General features: G+C 53.8%; 24 protein-coding genes (1 of these 24 cut by a window edge). 2 read left to right on the forward strand and 22 right to left on the reverse strand.

The features are described from left to right. A protein-coding gene (locus NNL35_RS29730; RefSeq protein ID WP_040730959.1) for a stage II sporulation protein M crosses the window boundary here: on the reverse strand, window positions 1-320 show its 5' portion. Its footprint begins 286 nt before the window's first position; 320 of the gene's 606 nt are visible here — the first part of the coding sequence; it begins with the start codon at window positions 318-320; the stop codon falls past the left edge of the window. Window positions 321-496: 176 nt separating this feature from the next. Between NNL35_RS29730 and pdaB the strand changes: the two genes are divergently transcribed. Beyond that, window positions 497-1,300, forward strand: a complete 804-nt coding sequence (gene pdaB, locus NNL35_RS29735) for a polysaccharide deacetylase family sporulation protein PdaB (protein ID WP_006676528.1) — start codon at window positions 497-499, stop codon at window positions 1,298-1,300. 48 nt (window positions 1,301-1,348) lie between these two features. Here pdaB and NNL35_RS29740 read toward each other — a convergent pair whose 3' ends face one another. Further along, window positions 1,349-1,951: a KinB-signaling pathway activation protein gene (locus tag NNL35_RS29740; protein ID WP_006676527.1), complete on the reverse strand. Its 603-nt coding sequence runs from the start codon at window positions 1,949-1,951 to the stop codon at window positions 1,349-1,351. Between the two features lie 135 nt (window positions 1,952-2,086). Here NNL35_RS29740 and gerD point away from each other — a divergent pair, with 135 nt between their 5' ends. Then, on the forward strand, window positions 2,087-2,785 hold the full coding sequence (gerD, locus tag NNL35_RS29745; RefSeq protein ID WP_006676526.1) for a spore germination lipoprotein GerD: 699 nt from the start codon (window positions 2,087-2,089) through the stop codon (window positions 2,783-2,785). A 73-nt stretch (window positions 2,786-2,858) separates the two neighbouring features. On the opposite strand, the gene NNL35_RS29750 is transcribed toward gerD, so the two are convergent. The 20 genes from NNL35_RS29750 to rplO form a co-directional block, all read right to left on the reverse strand. Continuing rightward, complete coding sequence (locus tag NNL35_RS29750) at window positions 2,859-3,965, reverse strand: Mrp/NBP35 family ATP-binding protein (RefSeq protein ID WP_006676525.1); 1,107 nt, start codon at window positions 3,963-3,965, stop codon at window positions 2,859-2,861. A 76-nt stretch (window positions 3,966-4,041) separates the two neighbouring features. Further along, window positions 4,042-4,812 carry an N-acetylmuramoyl-L-alanine amidase CwlD gene (gene cwlD, locus NNL35_RS29755; protein WP_006676524.1) on the reverse strand — a complete coding sequence of 257 codons (771 nt, stop codon included), beginning with the start codon at window positions 4,810-4,812 and terminating at the stop codon, window positions 4,042-4,044. Between the two features lie 108 nt (window positions 4,813-4,920). Further along, the gene (sat, locus tag NNL35_RS29760; RefSeq protein ID WP_254553961.1) at window positions 4,921-6,096 is read right to left on the reverse strand and encodes a sulfate adenylyltransferase; all 1,176 of its coding nucleotides are present in this window, start codon (window positions 6,094-6,096) and stop codon (window positions 4,921-4,923) included. A 21-nt stretch (window positions 6,097-6,117) separates the two neighbouring features. Continuing rightward, window positions 6,118-6,810, reverse strand: coding sequence for a phosphoadenylyl-sulfate reductase (locus tag NNL35_RS29765; RefSeq protein WP_006676522.1), 693 nt, complete (start codon window positions 6,808-6,810; stop codon window positions 6,118-6,120). A gap of 236 nt (window positions 6,811-7,046) precedes the next feature. Beyond that, entirely contained in the window at window positions 7,047-8,288 is a 1,242-nt protein-coding gene (locus NNL35_RS29770) for a DUF2264 domain-containing protein (RefSeq protein WP_006676521.1), read from the reverse strand. A 159-nt stretch (window positions 8,289-8,447) separates the two neighbouring features. Next, complete coding sequence (locus NNL35_RS30505) at window positions 8,448-8,570, reverse strand: hypothetical protein (RefSeq protein ID WP_274380378.1); 123 nt, start codon at window positions 8,568-8,570, stop codon at window positions 8,448-8,450. A 75-nt stretch (window positions 8,571-8,645) separates the two neighbouring features. Next, on the reverse strand, window positions 8,646-9,038 hold the full coding sequence (gene rpsI, locus NNL35_RS29775; protein ID WP_006284382.1) for a 30S ribosomal protein S9: 393 nt from the start codon (window positions 9,036-9,038) through the stop codon (window positions 8,646-8,648). A gap of 21 nt (window positions 9,039-9,059) precedes the next feature. Then, complete coding sequence (rplM, locus tag NNL35_RS29780) at window positions 9,060-9,497, reverse strand: 50S ribosomal protein L13 (protein ID WP_006676520.1); 438 nt, start codon at window positions 9,495-9,497, stop codon at window positions 9,060-9,062. 239 nt (window positions 9,498-9,736) lie between these two features. After that, complete coding sequence (gene truA, locus NNL35_RS29785) at window positions 9,737-10,558, reverse strand: tRNA pseudouridine(38-40) synthase TruA (RefSeq protein WP_006676519.1); 822 nt, start codon at window positions 10,556-10,558, stop codon at window positions 9,737-9,739. Window positions 10,559-10,712: 154 nt separating this feature from the next. Further along, on the reverse strand, window positions 10,713-11,078 hold the full coding sequence (rplQ, locus tag NNL35_RS29790; protein ID WP_006676518.1) for a 50S ribosomal protein L17: 366 nt from the start codon (window positions 11,076-11,078) through the stop codon (window positions 10,713-10,715). A 33-nt stretch (window positions 11,079-11,111) separates the two neighbouring features. Continuing rightward, entirely contained in the window at window positions 11,112-12,056 is a 945-nt protein-coding gene (locus NNL35_RS29795) for a DNA-directed RNA polymerase subunit alpha (protein WP_006676517.1), read from the reverse strand. Window positions 12,057-12,193: 137 nt separating this feature from the next. Beyond that, entirely contained in the window at window positions 12,194-12,589 is a 396-nt protein-coding gene (gene rpsK / locus NNL35_RS29800; RefSeq protein ID WP_006676516.1) for a 30S ribosomal protein S11, read from the reverse strand. A 19-nt stretch (window positions 12,590-12,608) separates the two neighbouring features. Continuing rightward, the gene (gene rpsM / locus NNL35_RS29805) at window positions 12,609-12,977 is read right to left on the reverse strand and encodes a 30S ribosomal protein S13 (protein WP_006676515.1); all 369 of its coding nucleotides are present in this window, start codon (window positions 12,975-12,977) and stop codon (window positions 12,609-12,611) included. A gap of 20 nt (window positions 12,978-12,997) precedes the next feature. Next, window positions 12,998-13,111 (reverse strand): 50S ribosomal protein L36, encoded by a 114-nt coding sequence (gene rpmJ / locus NNL35_RS29810; protein ID WP_003333770.1) that lies wholly within the window; start codon window positions 13,109-13,111, stop codon window positions 12,998-13,000. A 97-nt stretch (window positions 13,112-13,208) separates the two neighbouring features. Beyond that, window positions 13,209-13,424, reverse strand: coding sequence for a translation initiation factor IF-1 (gene infA / locus NNL35_RS29815; RefSeq protein ID WP_006676514.1), 216 nt, complete (start codon window positions 13,422-13,424; stop codon window positions 13,209-13,211). A 2-nt stretch (window positions 13,425-13,426) separates the two neighbouring features. Next, the gene (locus NNL35_RS29820; protein WP_006676513.1) at window positions 13,427-13,738 is read right to left on the reverse strand and encodes a KOW domain-containing RNA-binding protein; all 312 of its coding nucleotides are present in this window, start codon (window positions 13,736-13,738) and stop codon (window positions 13,427-13,429) included. A gap of 10 nt (window positions 13,739-13,748) precedes the next feature. Next, window positions 13,749-14,501 carry a type I methionyl aminopeptidase gene (gene map / locus NNL35_RS29825; protein WP_006676512.1) on the reverse strand — a complete coding sequence of 251 codons (753 nt, stop codon included), beginning with the start codon at window positions 14,499-14,501 and terminating at the stop codon, window positions 13,749-13,751. A 4-nt stretch (window positions 14,502-14,505) separates the two neighbouring features. Further along, window positions 14,506-15,150, reverse strand: a complete 645-nt coding sequence (locus NNL35_RS29830) for an adenylate kinase (RefSeq protein ID WP_006676511.1) — start codon at window positions 15,148-15,150, stop codon at window positions 14,506-14,508. 141 nt (window positions 15,151-15,291) lie between these two features. Next, window positions 15,292-16,587 (reverse strand): preprotein translocase subunit SecY, encoded by a 1,296-nt coding sequence (gene secY, locus NNL35_RS29835; RefSeq protein ID WP_006676510.1) that lies wholly within the window; start codon window positions 16,585-16,587, stop codon window positions 15,292-15,294. After that, entirely contained in the window at window positions 16,587-17,030 is a 444-nt protein-coding gene (gene rplO, locus NNL35_RS29840) for a 50S ribosomal protein L15 (protein WP_040730938.1), read from the reverse strand. The genes secY and rplO overlap by 1 nt, the downstream gene beginning before the upstream one ends. Window positions 17,031-17,095 lie beyond the last annotated feature (65 nt).

Raw genomic sequence — 17,095 nt, forward strand, 5'->3', positions numbered from 1 at the left:
AGGAGAAAACCGATGACCATCCCGTTGACCACAAGAAAGAAAGCGGGAAGCAACCCGAACAGAAACCCGGCAAACATGATGATAACCGCTTTGATCGCATTGTTGTAAAAGATGAATACGAAGAACGACAGCTCCTGATTCTCCGCCTTCATCAGCTGTTCCTTCACCTGTCCGAGACCGGCCAACTGATCGGTCACGAACTTCTGCAGAACATCAAGCCGGTTCCCGAGCACATAGCCAACTGCGAAGAGCAGCACGGACGCAAGCAAATACCAGCGCAATTCGGCCAATGTCTTCCACCATGAACGTAATGACAACATAAGTTCTACCCTTTCCCGCTCCGCGCCGGACGACTGCAGCCGATCGAATTCGGGTTGCCGCCCGGTAAGAGCTGTCATATTTTAATACCCCAAGCATACAGTGTACTAAACAAGCGTGACAAGCTTGCAGCTTATGATCCGTATCCTATTCATCGTAACGAGAGGAGCGCACTTGCATGAGTTCTTTTTACGTATTCAGCGGCAAAAAAATCAAACGCGTCTTTTTCCTCATTGCTGCCGCACTGCTGGCCGCCGGTGTGGTATATGTGGAAAGCGACAACATTACCGTCTTTTCCGAATCCAACCCTTCCGCGATTTACAGTGTGCCGACCGACAAAAAAGTCATTGCCCTGACCTTCGATATTAGCTGGGGCGACAAACGGGCCGAGCCGATCCTTGACATACTGAAGGAAAAGGGAGTGAACAAAGCGACGTTCTTCCTGTCATCCCCTTGGAGCAAGACGCATCCCGATATTGTGAAAAAAATGGTGAGCGCCGGTTATGAAATCGGAAGTCACGGCCATAAGCACGTCAACTACAGCAGCCTGAGCGATGAAGAGATTCGCAAGCAAATCACGACCGCCCATCAGCTTCTCAAGGAGGTTACCGGTCAGGACGCCAATCTGATCCGGATGCCGAACGGCGATTTCGACAAGCGGGTGCTCCGAATCGCGGACAACCTGAACTACAAAGTCATTCAATGGGATACCGATTCACTGGATTGGAAAAACCCTGGCGTCGATACGATCGTCAAACGCGTCGTCGGCAAAGCCCACCCCGGAGATATCGTCTTGCTCCATGCCAGCGATTCATGCAAGCAGACCCATCTCGCTCTCCCCACCATCATTGACAGTCTGCGGGCCAAAGGATATGAATTCGTCACGGTGTCGGAGCTGATTCAGCAGACCGACATGAAGAGCAAGCCGATTGAGGACAAGACGACGATGAGCGAGCACCTGCACAAGGCTGTTGGAATGTAGCATATGCACCTTTGCCTTGCCGCATGAAAAAAAGCTGGCGGAATTCCGTCAGCTTTTTGGTGTTCCCAATATACGGTTCAGCATGAGCACCTGATAGGCGTTGCATGCCGCGAGCGGCAGATAGACGTACCAGGTCGCGATCCCGCTAATATTCAAGGCGGACAGCGTCTCGACCGTCGTAATGGCGATCATGAAGAATAAGGTAGGAATGAATGCGGTCCTGTTGGTTGCCTTGACTTTAAAATAACCGACGATCAAGGCGACTGCGAGCACGGCCACACCAAGCAAAATATCGTTCATCGCGTCTCCGCCCCGCTGCGATGTATTATCCGCAAGCAGCATGCGCAGGAACATCAGATCCAGCAGAGCAATGACGGTGAGCACCACTTGTATGTACGGCCAGGTTTTTTTGAACAATCCGATGGCAATGAAGTTCAGCGTAAGATACGCGAAAAAGCCCATCTGCGAGTATACGCTTACAGTAAAGCCGCTCAAAATCAACTGCACTACATTCAATACCCCGTCCATCGGGCCATTGAAATTTTGGAACTCTCCCTGAATGATTTGCAGGGACAGACCCATCACTAATGTGATTCCGCCTCCGATAAGGAGCGTGGTCCAAAATAAGTAAAACCATTTTTTCAACGTCAAGGCGCTGCACCTCCGCAATGTTCATTATTTTACCAAGGTTCTCAGCAAAAAACTATAACTGTCAAACATAATTCACAATTCCTCCTGCCATACTACGCGTGAAGGTATGAATGGGACAGAAAGGAGTGCCGTGCCATGAAGACATCATTTATCCGTCTCGCGATGGTTGGCGCCATTATGATGCTGCTTCTTACCAGCTGCGGGGCCGAACAGCCCGCTGCCCAGAGCACCATGGATTATAAAGAACTAAAAAGCATGGTTATCGATATTCTCAAGAGCGAAGAAGGCCAAAAAGCCGTTCAATCGGCGTCATCCGGAGGATCTGGCGGCGGCATGCAGATGCAGGCGATGACGATGCAGCAGCAGGAGCAGATTCGTACGGCAGTGAAGGATACGCTCGTATCTCCCGAGTATGAGAAGGTGATCGAGGAGGTTATGAAGGATCCCAAATTCGCCGGAGAATTCGCCAAAGCCGTCAATAAAGAAAATAAGGAGCTCCATAAAGCGTTAATTAAAGATCCGACATACCAGCAGTCGTTCGGCGAAATGCTGAAATCTCCCGATATGACGAAGGCTTACCTTGAGATGATGAAGACCCCGGACTATCGCAAGCAGATGATGACGCTTGTCAAAGATGCCATGGGCAGCCCGCTGTTCAAGCTTGAAGTCATGGATTTATTAAGCAAAGTCGTCAAGGAAGAGCTTCAGCCGGAAGAAAAGAAGAAAAAGCAGGAAGGTGAAGGCGGCAAGGGTGGTCAAGAAGGCGGTGGTGGAGGCGGAGGCGGAAAAGAAGAGGGCGGAGGCGAATCCGGCGGCGGCAGCTCCGGTTCATAGACCTCCCCTCCCCGGCATATGGCAAAGGACTCCGCATGGGAGTCCTTTTGTGTTCAGCGATGATGCCGGCCATTCAGGACAAACGCCGAACGACTTCTTCGGCCAGCTCGGTATACAGCTTGCCGATAGCCGAATCCGCCTTGTACACTGAAGGCGAGAAGTCCGGCTCTGCCGGGTGATTGTCAGGCGAACCGAGCGGAATCTGGGCGAGCAGATCGGCATGAAGCGCTTCCGCCAGCTTGCCCCCGCCTCCGCGGCCGAATACGTACTGCTTGTCTCCGCATTGCCCGCACTCGACATAAGCCATATTTTCAACGACGCCTAAGATGTCATGCTTCGTATGGAGCGCCATCGAACCGGCCCGGGCTGCGACGAAGGCAGCCGTCGAATGAGGCGTCGTGACGATAATCTCCTTGCTGTTCGGGATCATCTGGTGAATGTCCAGTGCGATATCGCCCGTTCCCGGAGGGAGATCAAGCAGCACGATATCGAGCTCGCCCCACTCCACTTCCTGGAAGAAATTGCGGAGCATTTTGCCCAGCATCGGACCGCGCCATACGACCGGACTATTGTCTTCCACGAAAAAGCCCATCGACATCACTTTGACGCCGAACCGTTCAATCGGAATCACCATGTTGTCCTGCACGATCGGGCGGTCTTCAATCCCCATCATATCCGGGACGCTGAAGCCATAGATGTCGGCATCGATGAGTCCGACTCGCTTGCCCAGCCGGGCAAGGGCCGCCGCCAGATTGACGGTGACAGTCGATTTGCCGACGCCGCCCTTGCCGCTGGCGACGGCGATGAATTCCACGCCCGAAGCCGGATTCAGCAGCGGATGCCGCTCCATCCCGGCTCCATGCCCTGCCGGCTCGGCGCCTGGCCCCGACGCCTCTTCGGCTGGCTGCAGGCCGATGGCTTGCAGCTCCGCCGCCGTCGCCAGCCGGATGCGGACATGGACGTCGTCCAGACCGAGCGGCGACAAGCGGGTCTGAATCTCGCGGGTAAGCCGCTCGCGCGCTTCAGCATCCGCGGCCTGGGGAGCGATCAGAGCGGTCAGCTTCACTTCTCCCGGCTTGATCATCAGATCGCGAATCCATTGAATATGAGTCAAATCCTGGCCTGTCACGGGCTCCGTTAATCCATGCAGCGCTTGCAAAATATCTTCTTTCGTGATCATGATGGCACCTCGTCTCTATCAAGGTCAGCAGGCGGACATGCCGCTTCGTTACGTAGTCTATTATATCATAGGAACTCTATTTACCAATGTTTTCCCCTGCCATAAAGCGGAGTATTCCTTTGTAGACCGAGGCGGCCACCTTGCGCTGATACTGTTCATCCGCCAGCTTGCGGGATTCTTCCAGATTCGAGAGGAATCCCACCTCGACGAGCGCTGACGGAATCTCGACGTGATCCATCAGATACAAGCGCCGATCCACCGGCTTGGCCACCCGATCCGTATTTTCGAGATTGCGCCGGATCTCGGACTGAATCCATTTGGCCAGGCGCTCGCTCTCCGGGTGCTGCTTCGTATAGAACGATTGGGCGCCGCTCCACCTGCCCGACGGAATGCTGTTCATATGCAGACTAATCAGAATGTCCGCTTTCTTTTCCTGAACGAAGCTAACGCGCCGCTTCAAATCCTCTGTTTTGCGCTTTGCATACCCTTTGGTGTCCGGGGCCGCCAGATCGTAGTCCCCTTCCCGGGTCATGAAGACGATCGCTCCCGCCTGCTGCAAATAATCCCGCAAATATAAGGCGATAGAGAGATTGATATCTTTCTCAATCACTCCTTGCTTGCTGACCGCGCCGCCATCCGGCCCCCCATGGCCCGCATCAATGACGACGACCTTCCCGGATAACGGTATTGTCCAATAGGTCCATGTCTTCGTAGCCGGCATCTCGGCGGTCATGATGGCGATGACGGCCAGCACAAGGCAGAGGCTGACGAGCCATTTACGCACGCTGTGCAGGGATATCCACAAAATTGACGTTTTTTTGCTACGCTTCTCAGGCCATTTGATCATACAAAAAGTCCACCTCCGTTCCCATACAGACACTAATCATCTATATGGGACAAGGTGGACAAATATACATCGATTTAAGCTAACCATAGCAAGCTGGAGCGATCGGATCTACGCCTTCTGATTCGCCGGCTCCGACATGCCTTCGATCAAGATCCGGGCCACTTCCGGACGCGAAAATTCAGGCGGCGGACAAATGCCGTTCCGCAGCATCTCGCGCACCTTCGTCCCGGACAAGGCGACATGCCGCTCCTTCGGATGCGGGCATGTCTTGCTGGATGCCATATTGCCGCAAGCGGTGCAATAGAAGCTGTGCTCGAAGAAGAGCGGCATGATGCCGAGCTCTTCCGGATCGAATTCACGGAAAATATGCTGAGCGTCATAAGTGCCGTAATAATCGCCTACGCCGGCATGATCGCGGCCGACGATGAAGTGGGTGCAGCCGTAATTTTTGCGGACAATGGCGTGAAAAATCGCCTCTCTCGGACCCGCGTACCGCATCGCGGCCGGGAAGACGCCGAGAAAGACCCGGTCTCTCGGATAATAATGCTCCAGCAGACTGACATAACTGCGCATGCGCACATCCGCAGGCACATCGTCGGACTTCGTCTCGCCGACGAGCGGATTGAGGAACAGCGCGTCTACAATCTCCATCGCGCTCTTCTGGATGTACTCGTGAGCCCGATGAACCGGATTGCGGGTCTGGAAGCCGACGACGGTCCGCCAGCCGCGTTCCCGGAAGATCTGTCTCGTCTCGGCCGGATCGAAGTAATACTCGCCGAAGCGTTCCGGCTTCAGCCTGCGCAGCAAGCGAATGCTCCCGCCGACACAGAACGTCGGGCGCTCCAGCAGCTTCTGGACGCCCGGGTGAGCGGCATCCGTTGTGCGGAACACCTGCTCCGCCTCATGATACGGATCGATCTCGAAGATGCTCTGCACCTCGATCGTCCCGTACAATACGCCATCCTCTTCGCCTATGAGGGCCGCTTCCTCGCCGTTGCGCAGCCCGCTTGCGGTCTCCGCATCGACCGGGAGCGTAATCGGAAGGCTCCATACCGTGCCGTTCGCGAGTCTCATCCGTTCCACCACGTGACGGTAATCTTCTTCGTTCATGAAGCCCTGTAAGGGAGAAAATGCCCCTATGGCAATGAGATCGGCATCGGACAGCGTTCGTCGGTTGATTCGGATGGCGGGAAGGCCGGCAGCTTCCTGCTCGATTCGCCCGGCCTCCGCTTCCGGGACGAGCCTGGAGATGAGGTGGCCTCCATGCGGTAAGATTGTGCTCATAATTCGTTCTCCCTTCGCTAGTTACTGATGAAGCCCGCATTCCACCTTCCCGGTTCCGGACCAGCGCCCAGCGCGCGGATCTTCTCCAGGCCGCACCTGACGCGTGCAGTAGCTGCAGCCGATGCTGGGATAGTTCAGATCATGCAGCGGATTGTACACGACGTCATGCGAACGAATGTAGTTCCATACGTCTTCGGAAGTCCACGCGGCAAGCGGATTGAACTTCATCAGGCCGAACTTCGTATCATACTCCACCTTCTTGGTATGAGCCCGGGTTGGCGCCTGATCGCGGCGAATTCCGGTAATCCAGGCATCATATTGCCCGAGAATGCCGGTCAGCGGCTCGACCTTCCGTATATTGCAGCATAGATTCGGCTCTCGTTCCCACAGCGCTTCCCCGTGCAGCTCGGCCTGCTCTTCGGGCGAGAGCGCCGGAGCGACGCGGACGAACTCCAGATTGTAGCGCTCGCTCAGCCGATCGCGTGTCTCATAGGTCTCCCGGAAGTGAAAATCGGTATCCAAATAGAATATATCGGTTGACGGGCTGATGCGCTGCAGCATATCAACCAGGACAACATCTTCCGCGCCGAAGCTGCATGCGAAGGTCAATTTCGGAAACGTCTCGACCGCCCAGGCAATCAGTTCTTCCGGAGCCGTATGCTCGAATTGCTCTGCCTTCTCTTGTGCCAGCGCTTCCTTTTCCAACAGATTCATGTGTCGCTCCTCCACTCATGAATTATTCCGAGTTTTTCAATATGTTTTGTTTATTTAATTATAAGTCCTTTCCTATCTTTGTCAATTTATTTTTCTGCATATTGCAACGTCTCGATGTTACAGCATATACCGGGACATTGCCCCAGGTGAATGTTCACGGACAACAAAAATCGGGCTTGCCGTCAAGCCCGATCTCCTAGGTTCATTCGGTTCTCTAAAACAAATTCTCCTACTCGCTAATCCGCTATTGCCTCATCAATGGGGAACGGTTCTCCGGACCATGCCTTGCGCGAAGTCCAGGCTTCCTCCCCTTGCCAGAAAGAATGATCGGGAGTGAGGCCAAGCGGCAGCAATACCGTTGAGCATAAATAAAGGCTGCCCGTAGATATGTAGGCTTCACCGATACCTGGCTGATGGCCGCAGAAGCCGATGGTCAGCCACCCATCTGCGGTGAAGGTTCCTTCCGCCTCCAGCATGCGCTGCATGACCGCCGTCAAGCCGCAGCGCACCTGCGCCGGGGACAAGGAGGAAGGCAATTGATCCAGCCAGGCCAGCTGCGCCAACAAGTGGAATACGCCGCATCGATAGGCGAGCGATCGTCCGAGCGGCGGGAAGGTCCCTTCCGGCGAGATCATCCGCTCCAATTGCCCGGCATGCCGCTTGGCCCTCTTCCCTACCGCCGCCTTCAGGCGTTCCCAGTCCGGGTAGAGATGGCCGACCGCCGTCAACATATCCACCATCATCGGCTGGATGACGAAGCTGTTGTAATAGTCGGCATGGTAGGCCGGGCCGTCCCCATATGTGCCATCGCCCGCATACCATGATTCGTGCTGCTTCAAGGCGTAATCGATCCGCATCGCATCCCAATCGGCTTCGCCCGCTTGGTACAGGAATGCTTCGATAGCCGCAGAGAACAGCAGCCAATTGTTATAATGCGGCCGGATGCGCCGCGTCTCCCGCAGCGCGTTAACTACCTGCCGGCGGACCCTGTCGCCGAGCGGCAGCCACAATGCCTCTGGCGCCCTGAGTAGCGCCTGAGCCAGAAAAGCCGCATCCACCAGCGGTTGATACCCTTCGCTGAAGTTCAGCCGGTCCGGCGAATCCGGCGCGGTGGCCGCATCGATCGCCTCCATATACCACCCCATCATTCGCTCTCGCAGATCCGCCTCCTCCGGGGGACCGCCCGTCAGAGCCAGCCAAGGCGCGATGCCGGCCATCAAGCGGCCGAAGGCCTCCAGCCCGGCGTACGGGCCGCGCCCGTCCCCGCTGCTCTCCAGCGGCATATCCCGCTGCAAGCGCCGCTCTGCAAGCGCCTTCAAGACTGGCGTCGCCAATCGCTCCAGCACATGCAGCCAATAGGCCCGATTCCGAACGCCCGGATCGAAGTCAAGACCGCTTTTGGCGCACGTCTCTTCGCTCCGCGAACAATTCGAGCTTGCCGAGAGCAAGTGCCGCTCCGTCGTCTCTTGTGATGCCATCGCCATTCCTCCTGTTTGCACGTTTTCCAGACCCGAATTGAGCAGTACTGCATCTTCTCATTATAACGGATGCACCGGTCGGCATATATAACAAAACCACTGTTTCGCTGCACGGAAAGAGGGGTTGATTCCGACTAGAGTCTCAGGCGACACAGAGGTTCAATAATAGGGACTGCTGGCATTCTGCATGCCCATTCGGCAACAATCCAATGAAACCAGCCTTTCGGGAAGGAGGACCTGATTGGAATCGGCGGCCAACGCCACATCCGCTGCTTGCAGCATGTAGCCCTCCTGAAAAAATGAAAAGCCCCTGACCAACAAGGGCCAAGGGCGATAATCGTTGATATAACAGGCTTCTTAACGCTTCGAGAACTGAGGCGCGCGGCGAGCCGCTTTGAGGCCGTATTTCTTACGTTCTTTCATGCGCGGATCACGAGTCAGGAATCCGGCTTTCTTCAGCGAAGAACGCAGTTCCGGATCGGCTTTCAGCAGCGCACGGGAAATGCCGTGACGGATAGCTCCTGCTTGTCCGGAGATTCCGCCTCCGTGAGCCAATACGATTACATCATATTTGCCAAGAGTCTCCGTAAGGTTCAGCGGCTGCTTCACAATCAGCTTCAGCGTTTCCAAACCGAAGTATTCATTAATGTCACGTTTATTAATCACGATGCGGCCTTCGCCCGGTACGAGACGAACACGTGCTACCGAGTGCTTGCGACGACCTGTCCCATAGTATTGTACTTGTGCCATGAAACTGTCCTCCCCTTTCTATTATCCGCGAAGTTCGTAAACTTCAGGTTGTTGTGCTTGATGCGGGTGTTCTGCGCCGGCATATGCTTTGATGCGAAGCTTCATTTTGTTGCCCATGCGCGTCTTAGGCAGCATGCCTTGAACCGCAAGTTCAATCATACGCTCAGGCTTCTTGTTCAGCATTTCCTGTGCGCTTGTCACTTTCAGACCGCCTGGATAGAGGGAGTGACGATAGTATTTCTTGTCTTGCAGCTTATTGCCGGACAAGACGATTTTCTCCGCGTTGATAACAACGACGAAGTCGCCGCCGTCAACATGTGGTGTAAATGTCGGCTTGTGCTTGCCGCGGATAAGAGCCGCTGCTTCAGAAGCAAGGCGACCAAGTGTCTTGCCAGTTGCGTCGATAACGAACCATTTGCGCTCAACTTCAGCTGGCTTCGCCATATATGTGGTACGCATGAAACATCCTCCTCTGATGACCTTCGATACAGTGTGAACGGCACACTGCGTCGCATATCACAATCATTATTGATTACCATCGTTACGATAGTTCGTGTGTATATTCGTTCAGTACGTTCGTTCTCTTGATCTGTCAAAAAAAAATCTGTCAAAAACTGCCCTTGGGCAGCGTGATTTCTTTGCGGGGCCGTGGGAAAGCCTAAAGAAACACAGATGTTATTTTACCGTATTCGGTTCTATTATGCAAGGTCTTTTTTCCCTTCGGCAAGAACCGGGACGGCCTGATCCATCCGGTCTTCTCCGTCATATTCCACACTCCACAGCGTCAGGCCGTGGGGCACTGCCGTCGGTCCTGCGGACTCCCGGTTTTTCGCTGCAAGAATGGGCACAATATCATCAGGAGAGAACTTGCCCTCGCCCACCCAGATCAAGGTGCCCGCAATGATGCGTACCATGTTGTACAAGAAGCCGTTCCCCGTCACGAACACATGAATCCGGCCCCGGCCGGGCTCATGGTTCGCGTTCGGTTCATGCTCCAACCGCGCCTCGTAAATCGTGCGCACATTGGTCAGTTTCGGTGATTTGGGCGATGCGACTGACGTAAAGTCATGCTCTCCGACGAAGTGCTGAAGCGCCTGCCGCATCGCCTCAATATCAAGCGGTGCGGGATGATGGAATTCCACATTGCGCCGGAAAACATCACGCGTCCGCTCCGCCAGGATTGAATAACGATACGTCTTGCGCTTCGCAGAGAATCGGGCATGGAACGATTCGGGAGCTTCCCATGCATCCCGGATGACAATGTCATCGGGCAGACGCGAGTTCATCGCGGGACACCAACGTTCGATGGGTATCGATGACTCGGTCGCGAAGTTAACCACCTGCCCGAGCGCATGCACGCCGGCATCCGTACGCCCGGAAGCCGTAACGGCCGCATGCTCCTTCGTCAACATGTGAATCGCTTCTTCGATGCGTCCTTGTATCGTATCCCGACCCGGCTGCGTCTGGTAACCGCTGTATGCCGTGCCGTCATAGCTTAACAGCATTCCAATGTTACGCATATAGCACCTCCGTGGTGAACCGCATGCATGGCAGCGGGGTGCCTGGTCCGCTGACGACCGCGTCCCGAGGCGATTAAAAAGAAAAGCTCCTCATGGGAGCCTTCTTTCACGCCGCTGCTGCGTCGTTATCGTATCGCTAAACAGGACCGCGAACTTACGCGCGGTCAACCAGTTCCAAGTACACCATAGGCGCAGAATCGCCGCGGCGCGGTCCCAATTTCATGATGCGGGTGTATCCGCCTGGACGTTCTGTGTAGCGTGGAGCAATATCCGAGAACAACTTCTGGATTGCATCCTGTTCTCCGTTCAGAGTCTCGCGGCGAACGAATGCAGCCACCTGACGGCGAGCATGCAGATCCCCACGTTTCGCCAGCGTAATGAGCTTCTCCGCGATGGAGCGAACTTCTTTCGCTTTCGCTTCCGTCGTCTGAATGCGCTCATACAAGAACAAATCAGTTACCAAGTCGCGGAACAATGCTTTACGGGCACTGGAATCACGACCCAACTTTTGGTATGCCATTGCTATTTCCCCTCCTTCTAAGCCAAGTTCCTGTTAGTCTTCCATGCGAAGGCCCAATCCGAGTTCTTCGAGCTTCTCTTGAACTTCCTCCAAAGATTTGCGGCCCAGGTTCCGGACCTTCATCATATCTTCTTCGGTCTTCGTAATCAGCTCTTGAACCGTATTGATGCCTGCACGCTTCAAGCAGTTGTAGGAACGAACGGAGAGATCGAGCTCTTCGATTGTCATCTCAAGCACTTTCTCTTTTTTGTCTTCCTCTTTTTCAACCATAATTTCCGCGTCTTTCGCTTCATCCGTCAATCCGACGAACAGCATCAAGTGCTCCGTCAAAATCTTCGCACCGAGGCTCACCGCTTCTTCCGGTCGAATGCTTCCATCCGTCCACACTTCAAGGGTTAACTTGTCGTAGTTCGTCACTTGGCCGACACGCGTATTCTCCACGTTGTAGTTCACGCGGGAGATCGGCGTGTAAATCGAGTCAACCGGGATCACACCAATCGGTTGGTCTTCCCGTTTGTTCCCGTCAGCCTGCACATAGCCACGACCACGATTTGCGAAGATTCGCATATGGAGTCTGGAACCTTGCGCTAAAGTTGCAATGCGGAGATCCGGGTTCAAAATTTCCACATCGCTGTCCGCTCGAATATCGCCAGCCGTTACAATCCCTTCGCCATCCGCATCGATCTCGAGAACTTTCTCTTCATCGGAGTGGATTTTGAGCGACAGGGCCTTCAAGTTCAAGATAATTTCCGTGACGTCTTCATAGACTCCCGGAATCGTCGAGAACTCGTGCAGGACACCGTCGATTTGGACGGACGTCACCGCAGCACCGGGCAAGGAGGAGAGCAGAATACGGCGCAGGGAGTTGCCTAGCGTCGTTCCGTATCCTCGCTCCAGCGGTTCTACGACAAATTTGCCGTATGTGCCTTCCTCATTGACGTCCACGGTCTCAATTTTCGGCTTTTCGATCTCAATCACTGTATAACCCTCCTTCAAACGTCGCTGGCGTTTATCAACGTCAAACACCTACGGTCGGTCGATTCATGCAGTATGCCTAAACAACCATTATTCCCAACAGGCGCTAGCTTAATACTACACGCATCGGTGTGCCATCATTATACGCGACGACGTTTTGGCGGGCGGCAGCCGTTGTGCGGGATTGGCGTAACGTCTTTGATCATGCTGACTTCCAAACCTGCAGCTTGCAGGGAGCGGATGGCAGCTTCACGACCTGCGCCAGGGCCCTTAACCATTACCTCAACCGACTTCATGCCGTGTTCCATTGCCGTTTTGGCAGCGGATTCCGCAGCCATTTGCGCAGCGAACGGAGTCGATTTACGGGAACCTTTGTAGCCCAAGTTCCCGGAGCTTGCCCAAGAGATTGCGTTGCCGTGCGGGTCAGTAATCGTCACGATCGTGTTGTTGAACGTGGAACGAATGTGAGCCACACCACTCTCAATATTTTTACGGTCACGACGTTTTGTGCGTACGACTTTTTTCGCTTTAGCCATTGCTAGTTATCCCCCCTTATTACTTCTTCTTGTTCGCTACAGTACGACGAGGGCCTTTACGCGTACGAGCATTTGTCTTCGTACGTTGCCCACGAACAGGCAATCCGCGGCGATGGCGGATTCCGCGATAGCATCCGATTTCGACCAAACGTTTGATGTTCAAAGAGATCTCACGGCGGAGGTCACCTTCTACTTTAACATTTTTGTCAATCGCCTCACGGATTTTGTTCACTTCGTCTTCCGTCAAATCGCGAACGCGAGTATCCGGGTTCACACCTGCTTGCGCAATGACTTTCTCAGAAGTCGATTTTCCGATACCGAAAATGTATGTTAAGGCGATCTCAACGCGTTTATCACGTGGCAAGTCCACACCAGCTATACGAGCCATTAACGCTACACCCCCTTCTTTTATCCTTGTTTTTGTTTATGCTTCGGATTTTCACAGATTACCATAACGTTGCCTTTGCGTCGAATGACTTTGCATTTCTCGCAAATCGGCTTAACAGAAGGTCTTACCTTCATGCTGAATACCTCCTAGTTATCAAGTTGCACCCGTATCTCCAGCCCGCGTCTGACGGTCTGCAAGTGCATGCAAGTGCTCCTCGGCGATGGCCGGAAGCTACTTCCGATATGTGATGCGACCTTTGCTCAAATCGTATGGCGAAAGTTGCACGACCACTTTGTCCCCTGTCAGAATACGGATGAAGTGCATCCGCAGCTTGCCGGAAACATGGGCTAAAATTTGATGACCGTTCTCCAACTCAACTCGAAACGTTGCATTCGGCAACGGCTCAATGACCGTGCCCTCCACCTCAATTACATCTTCCTTGGCCAACGTCATTCTCCTTTCTGTTCAACATCTGCAGCGGCTGACTCTTCCGCAAATTTCGTCAGGACGTACCGGAGCTTACTGTTCGTAACCCGGCCGCTCTCCTGTAAACTTCGGACAACTTCATGGCTAATCTCGGGTAGCACCTCGAGATGAAGCAAGTTTTTTCGCTTAGGCTGGTCAAACTTCCGTTTGTCCCCATCCGCTATATTGACGTAGCGCGATTCTTCAATGCCGATGATGACTGCGAGCTTGCCCGCATCACGACCTCGAAGCACCTTGACGAATTGGCCGAGACGAGGGGTTGATTGTTCACTCATCGTCCATCACCTACTCAACCAGCTTCGTCAAAATTTCGCAACCTTCCGGCGTTACGGCTACCGTATGCTCGAAGTGAGCGCACAGCGTTCCGTCCGCCGTCACAACCGTCCAGTTGTCTGCGAGCGTCTTGACATACCGCTCACCGACAATGACCATCGGCTCTATCGCAAGCGTCATGCCCGGTTTGAGACGCGGGCCGCGGTCCGGAATCCCGTAATTCGGGATTTGCGGTTCTTCGTGAAGATCCGTTCCAATCCCGTGCCCAACGTATTCTCGCACGACGGAAAAACCTGCATCCTCGATTACCCGCTGGATCGCATGGGATATCGTGAAAAGACGAGTATCCGGCTTGACCAGCGCGAGCCCTGCATAGAGCGATTGCTCCGTAACCTCGAGCAGCCGCCGGGCTGTCTCCGAGATTGTGCCGACGCCATAGGTCCAGGCCGAGTCTCCATGGTATCCACGGTATTCCGCACCGATATCGATGCTGATGATGTCGCCTTCGTTTAACTTGCGTGTGCCGGGAATGCCGTGCACCAGTTCTTCGTTGACTGATACGCAGATGCTGCCGGGAAATCCGTTATAACCTTTGAACGAAGGTGTCGCCCCTTGGCTGCGAATGAACGTCTCTGCAATAGAATCGAGTTCACGAGTCGTGATCCCTGGCTTAATGGATTGGGCCAGAAGACGATGCGTTTCCGCTACAATTCGCCCAGCTTCTCTCATGAAGCCTAATTCTACTTCGGACTTACAGATGATCATCTTTTTAACCTCGCAGTAAAGATACGATTTCAGACGCCACCGTATCGATTTCCTTCTCCCCGTCAACCTGACGCAACAAGCCCTTGTTCCCATAGTATTCGAGTAAAGGAGCCGTTTTGTTGATATATTCGTCAAGGCGCGTGCCGACCTTCTCCTCGGTATCATCCGAGCGCTGGTACAGCTCACCTTGGCACTTATCGCAAACGCCTGCTTGTGTAGGCGGGTTAAATATGACATGGTACGTCGCGCCGCAAGACTTGCAGATACGTCGTCCCGTAAGACGAGCCAGCAATAAATCGCGGTCAACGCTCAGATTAATGACGTGGTCCAGCTTGCGGCCGAGCTCCGTCAGGATGCCGTCCAGCGCATCGGCTTGCGCCAATGTGCGCGGGAAGCCGTCCAGCAGGAAGCCTGCTTCGCAATCCGGCTGCGCGAGCCGTTCGCGAACGATGCCCACGGTCACGTCATCGGGAACGAGCAGACCTTGATCGATGTACTGCTTGGCTTTCAACCCGATAGGGGTGCCTTCGTTCATCGCTTTGCGGAACGCATCACCCGTCGAAATATGGGGGATGCCGAACTCGGCAACAATGCGTTCGGCCTGCGTCCCTTTCCCTGCCCCAGGAGGCCCCATGAATAGAATGTTCATCGAATGTCACTCCCCTTTATGCAAGCACAGGCTTAACTTCGCCGGAAGTGGGGTGCTTCGATGCCATTCGTTAAGCCTCTGCTATACAAGAAACAGCACAATAGGTGCCGATGAGCACAAGGCTTCATCAGAACCTATTGCCTATTTATTGATGAAACCTTTGTAATGGCGTTTAATCAATTGGCTTTCAATTTGCTTCATCGTGTCAAGCGCGACGCCGACGACGATGAGAAGCGAAGTTCCGCCGATTTGAACGGAACGAGGCAATCCGGCGAGTGATCCGAAGAACACCGGTATAATGGATACCACCGCCAGGAAGATGGCGCCGGCCAGCGTGATGCGAGTCATGACCCGCGTCAAATATGTGGCTGTCGCTTTCCCTGGACGGATGCCCGGGATATAACCACCGTTCTTTTTCATTTGATCCGCCATTTGTTGCGGGTTCAACTGCACGAACGTGTAGAAGAACGTGAAGCCGATAATCATGAGCACGTATAACACCATGCCCAGCGGTTTATCGATCATCATATGGGTGATTATCCATTTAGCCCACGCTTTATCCGCCCAGAACTGGGCAATCGTAGCAGGGAACATCAGCAGCGATGACGCAAAGATGACCGGAATAACCCCTGCCCCGTTGACTTTCAACGGAATATGCGTATTTTGTCCGCCGTACATTTTGTTCCCGACCACACGCTTCGCGTACTGGACCGGAATTTTGCGGTTACCTTGCTGAATGTAGATAACCCCGACGATGATGAGAACGATGAACAGCGCAATGATGATCATCTTAATGATGTTTAAGAACAGCTGATTGCCGTCAATGAACTGGCTCTGCGCGATCTCCTGGATATGCGTCGGAATACCTGACACGATACCGGAGAAGATGATAATGGAAATCCCGTTGCCGATTCCCTTCTCCGTAATCTGCTCGCCAAGCCACATCAGGAACGCTGTACCCGCCGTCAATACGATGGCGATTAGGATGTAATCCGCGTACGTGGCGTTCGGAACGAGCTCCAAGCCATATAGCCGGTTAAAACCAATCGCTGTACCGAATGCTTGGATCAGACCCAGAACCACGGTGCCATAACGCGTCATTTGGGCAATTTTCTTCTTGCCCACTTCTCCTTCTTTGGCCCATTCGGCGAATTTCGGCACAACATCCATCGTCAGCAACTGCATGATGATGGACGCCGTGATATACGGAAATATACCAAGCGCAAAGATGGAGAATTTAAACAACGCGCCGCCGGAGAACGTGTTCAGGAAGCCGAACAGCTCCGTGCCCTGATTGGCATTAGCAAAAACCGATGTATCCACACCGGGTACCGGGACAAAGGATCCGATGCGATAAACGATCAAGACCAAGAGCGTAAAAAGGATTCTACGTCTCAGATCTTCGACTCGCCATATATTCGATACGGTCTTAAACATTAAATCACCTCGGATTTGCCGCCGGCAGCCTCGATCTTCTCCACCGCAGATTGAGAGAACTTGTTCGCTTTCACTGTCAGCTTGACAGTCAAATCACCGTTGCCCAATACTTTGATTCCGCTCATTGGGTTTTTCACGATGCCTTGTTCCATCAACAGTTCCGGAGTAACTTCAGTACCAGCCTCGAAGCGGTTCAATTCCGTAACATTCACTACCGCATACTCTTTACGAGTTGGGTTGATGAATCCGCGTTTTGGCAAACGACGGTACAGTGGGTTTTGTCCGCCTTCGAAGCCTGGACGAACACCACCACCGGAACGAGCGTTTTGACCTTTGTGACCGCGGCCTGCCGTCTTCCCGTTACCAGTACCGATACCGCGTCCAAGGCGGCGCTTGCTCTCTTTACGGGAGCCAGGAGCCGGAGTAAGTTCATTCAACTTCATCGTTCGTCGCACCTCCTTAGTTATTTATGACTCTGCTATTTGTTGTCGCTATTGCGTGCGTTGCG

This window comes from Paenibacillus dendritiformis, from assembly GCF_945605565.1.
Taxonomy (GTDB): Bacteria; Bacillota; Bacilli; order Paenibacillales; family Paenibacillaceae; genus Paenibacillus_B; species Paenibacillus_B dendritiformis_A.

Excerpts from the sequence above, each read along its gene's own strand:
- sat (WP_254553961.1), bottom strand. The coding sequence starts at position 6,096 with ATGAGCACAATCTTACCGCATGGAGGCCACCTCATCTCCAGGCTCGTC.
- rpmJ (WP_003333770.1), bottom strand. The coding sequence starts at position 13,111 with ATGAAGGTAAGACCTTCTGTTAAGCCGATTTGCGAGAAATGCAAAGTC.
- cwlD (WP_006676524.1), bottom strand. The coding sequence starts at position 4,812 with ATGATCAAATGGCCTGAGAAGCGTAGCAAAAAAACGTCAATTTTGTGG.
- pdaB (WP_006676528.1), top strand. The coding sequence starts at position 497 with ATGAGTTCTTTTTACGTATTCAGCGGCAAAAAAATCAAACGCGTCTTT.
- rpsI (WP_006284382.1), bottom strand. The coding sequence starts at position 9,038 with ATGGCACAAGTACAATACTATGGGACAGGTCGTCGCAAGCACTCGGTA.
- NNL35_RS29770 (WP_006676521.1), bottom strand. The coding sequence starts at position 8,288 with ATGGCATCACAAGAGACGACGGAGCGGCACTTGCTCTCGGCAAGCTCG.
- rplO (WP_040730938.1), bottom strand. The coding sequence starts at position 17,030 with ATGAAGTTGAATGAACTTACTCCGGCTCCTGGCTCCCGTAAAGAGAGC.
- truA (WP_006676519.1), bottom strand. The coding sequence starts at position 10,558 with ATGCGTAACATTGGAATGCTGTTAAGCTATGACGGCACGGCATACAGC.
- gerD (WP_006676526.1), top strand. The coding sequence starts at position 2,087 with ATGAAGACATCATTTATCCGTCTCGCGATGGTTGGCGCCATTATGATG.
- NNL35_RS29765 (WP_006676522.1), bottom strand. The coding sequence starts at position 6,810 with ATGAATCTGTTGGAAAAGGAAGCGCTGGCACAAGAGAAGGCAGAGCAA.
- rpsK (WP_006676516.1), bottom strand. The coding sequence starts at position 12,589 with ATGGCTAAAGCGAAAAAAGTCGTACGCACAAAACGTCGTGACCGTAAA.
- secY (WP_006676510.1), bottom strand. The coding sequence starts at position 16,587 with ATGTTTAAGACCGTATCGAATATATGGCGAGTCGAAGATCTGAGACGT.
- rplQ (WP_006676518.1), bottom strand. The coding sequence starts at position 11,078 with ATGGCATACCAAAAGTTGGGTCGTGATTCCAGTGCCCGTAAAGCATTG.
- NNL35_RS29750 (WP_006676525.1), bottom strand. The coding sequence starts at position 3,965 with ATGATCACGAAAGAAGATATTTTGCAAGCGCTGCATGGATTAACGGAG.
- rpsM (WP_006676515.1), bottom strand. The coding sequence starts at position 12,977 with ATGGCTCGTATAGCTGGTGTGGACTTGCCACGTGATAAACGCGTTGAG.
- NNL35_RS29830 (WP_006676511.1), bottom strand. The coding sequence starts at position 15,150 with ATGAACATTCTATTCATGGGGCCTCCTGGGGCAGGGAAAGGGACGCAG.
- rplM (WP_006676520.1), bottom strand. The coding sequence starts at position 9,497 with ATGCGTACCACATATATGGCGAAGCCAGCTGAAGTTGAGCGCAAATGG.
- NNL35_RS29820 (WP_006676513.1), bottom strand. The coding sequence starts at position 13,738 with ATGAGTGAACAATCAACCCCTCGTCTCGGCCAATTCGTCAAGGTGCTT.
- NNL35_RS30505 (WP_274380378.1), bottom strand. The coding sequence starts at position 8,570 with ATGCTGCAAGCAGCGGATGTGGCGTTGGCCGCCGATTCCAATCAGGTC.
- map (WP_006676512.1), bottom strand. The coding sequence starts at position 14,501 with ATGATCATCTGTAAGTCCGAAGTAGAATTAGGCTTCATGAGAGAAGCT.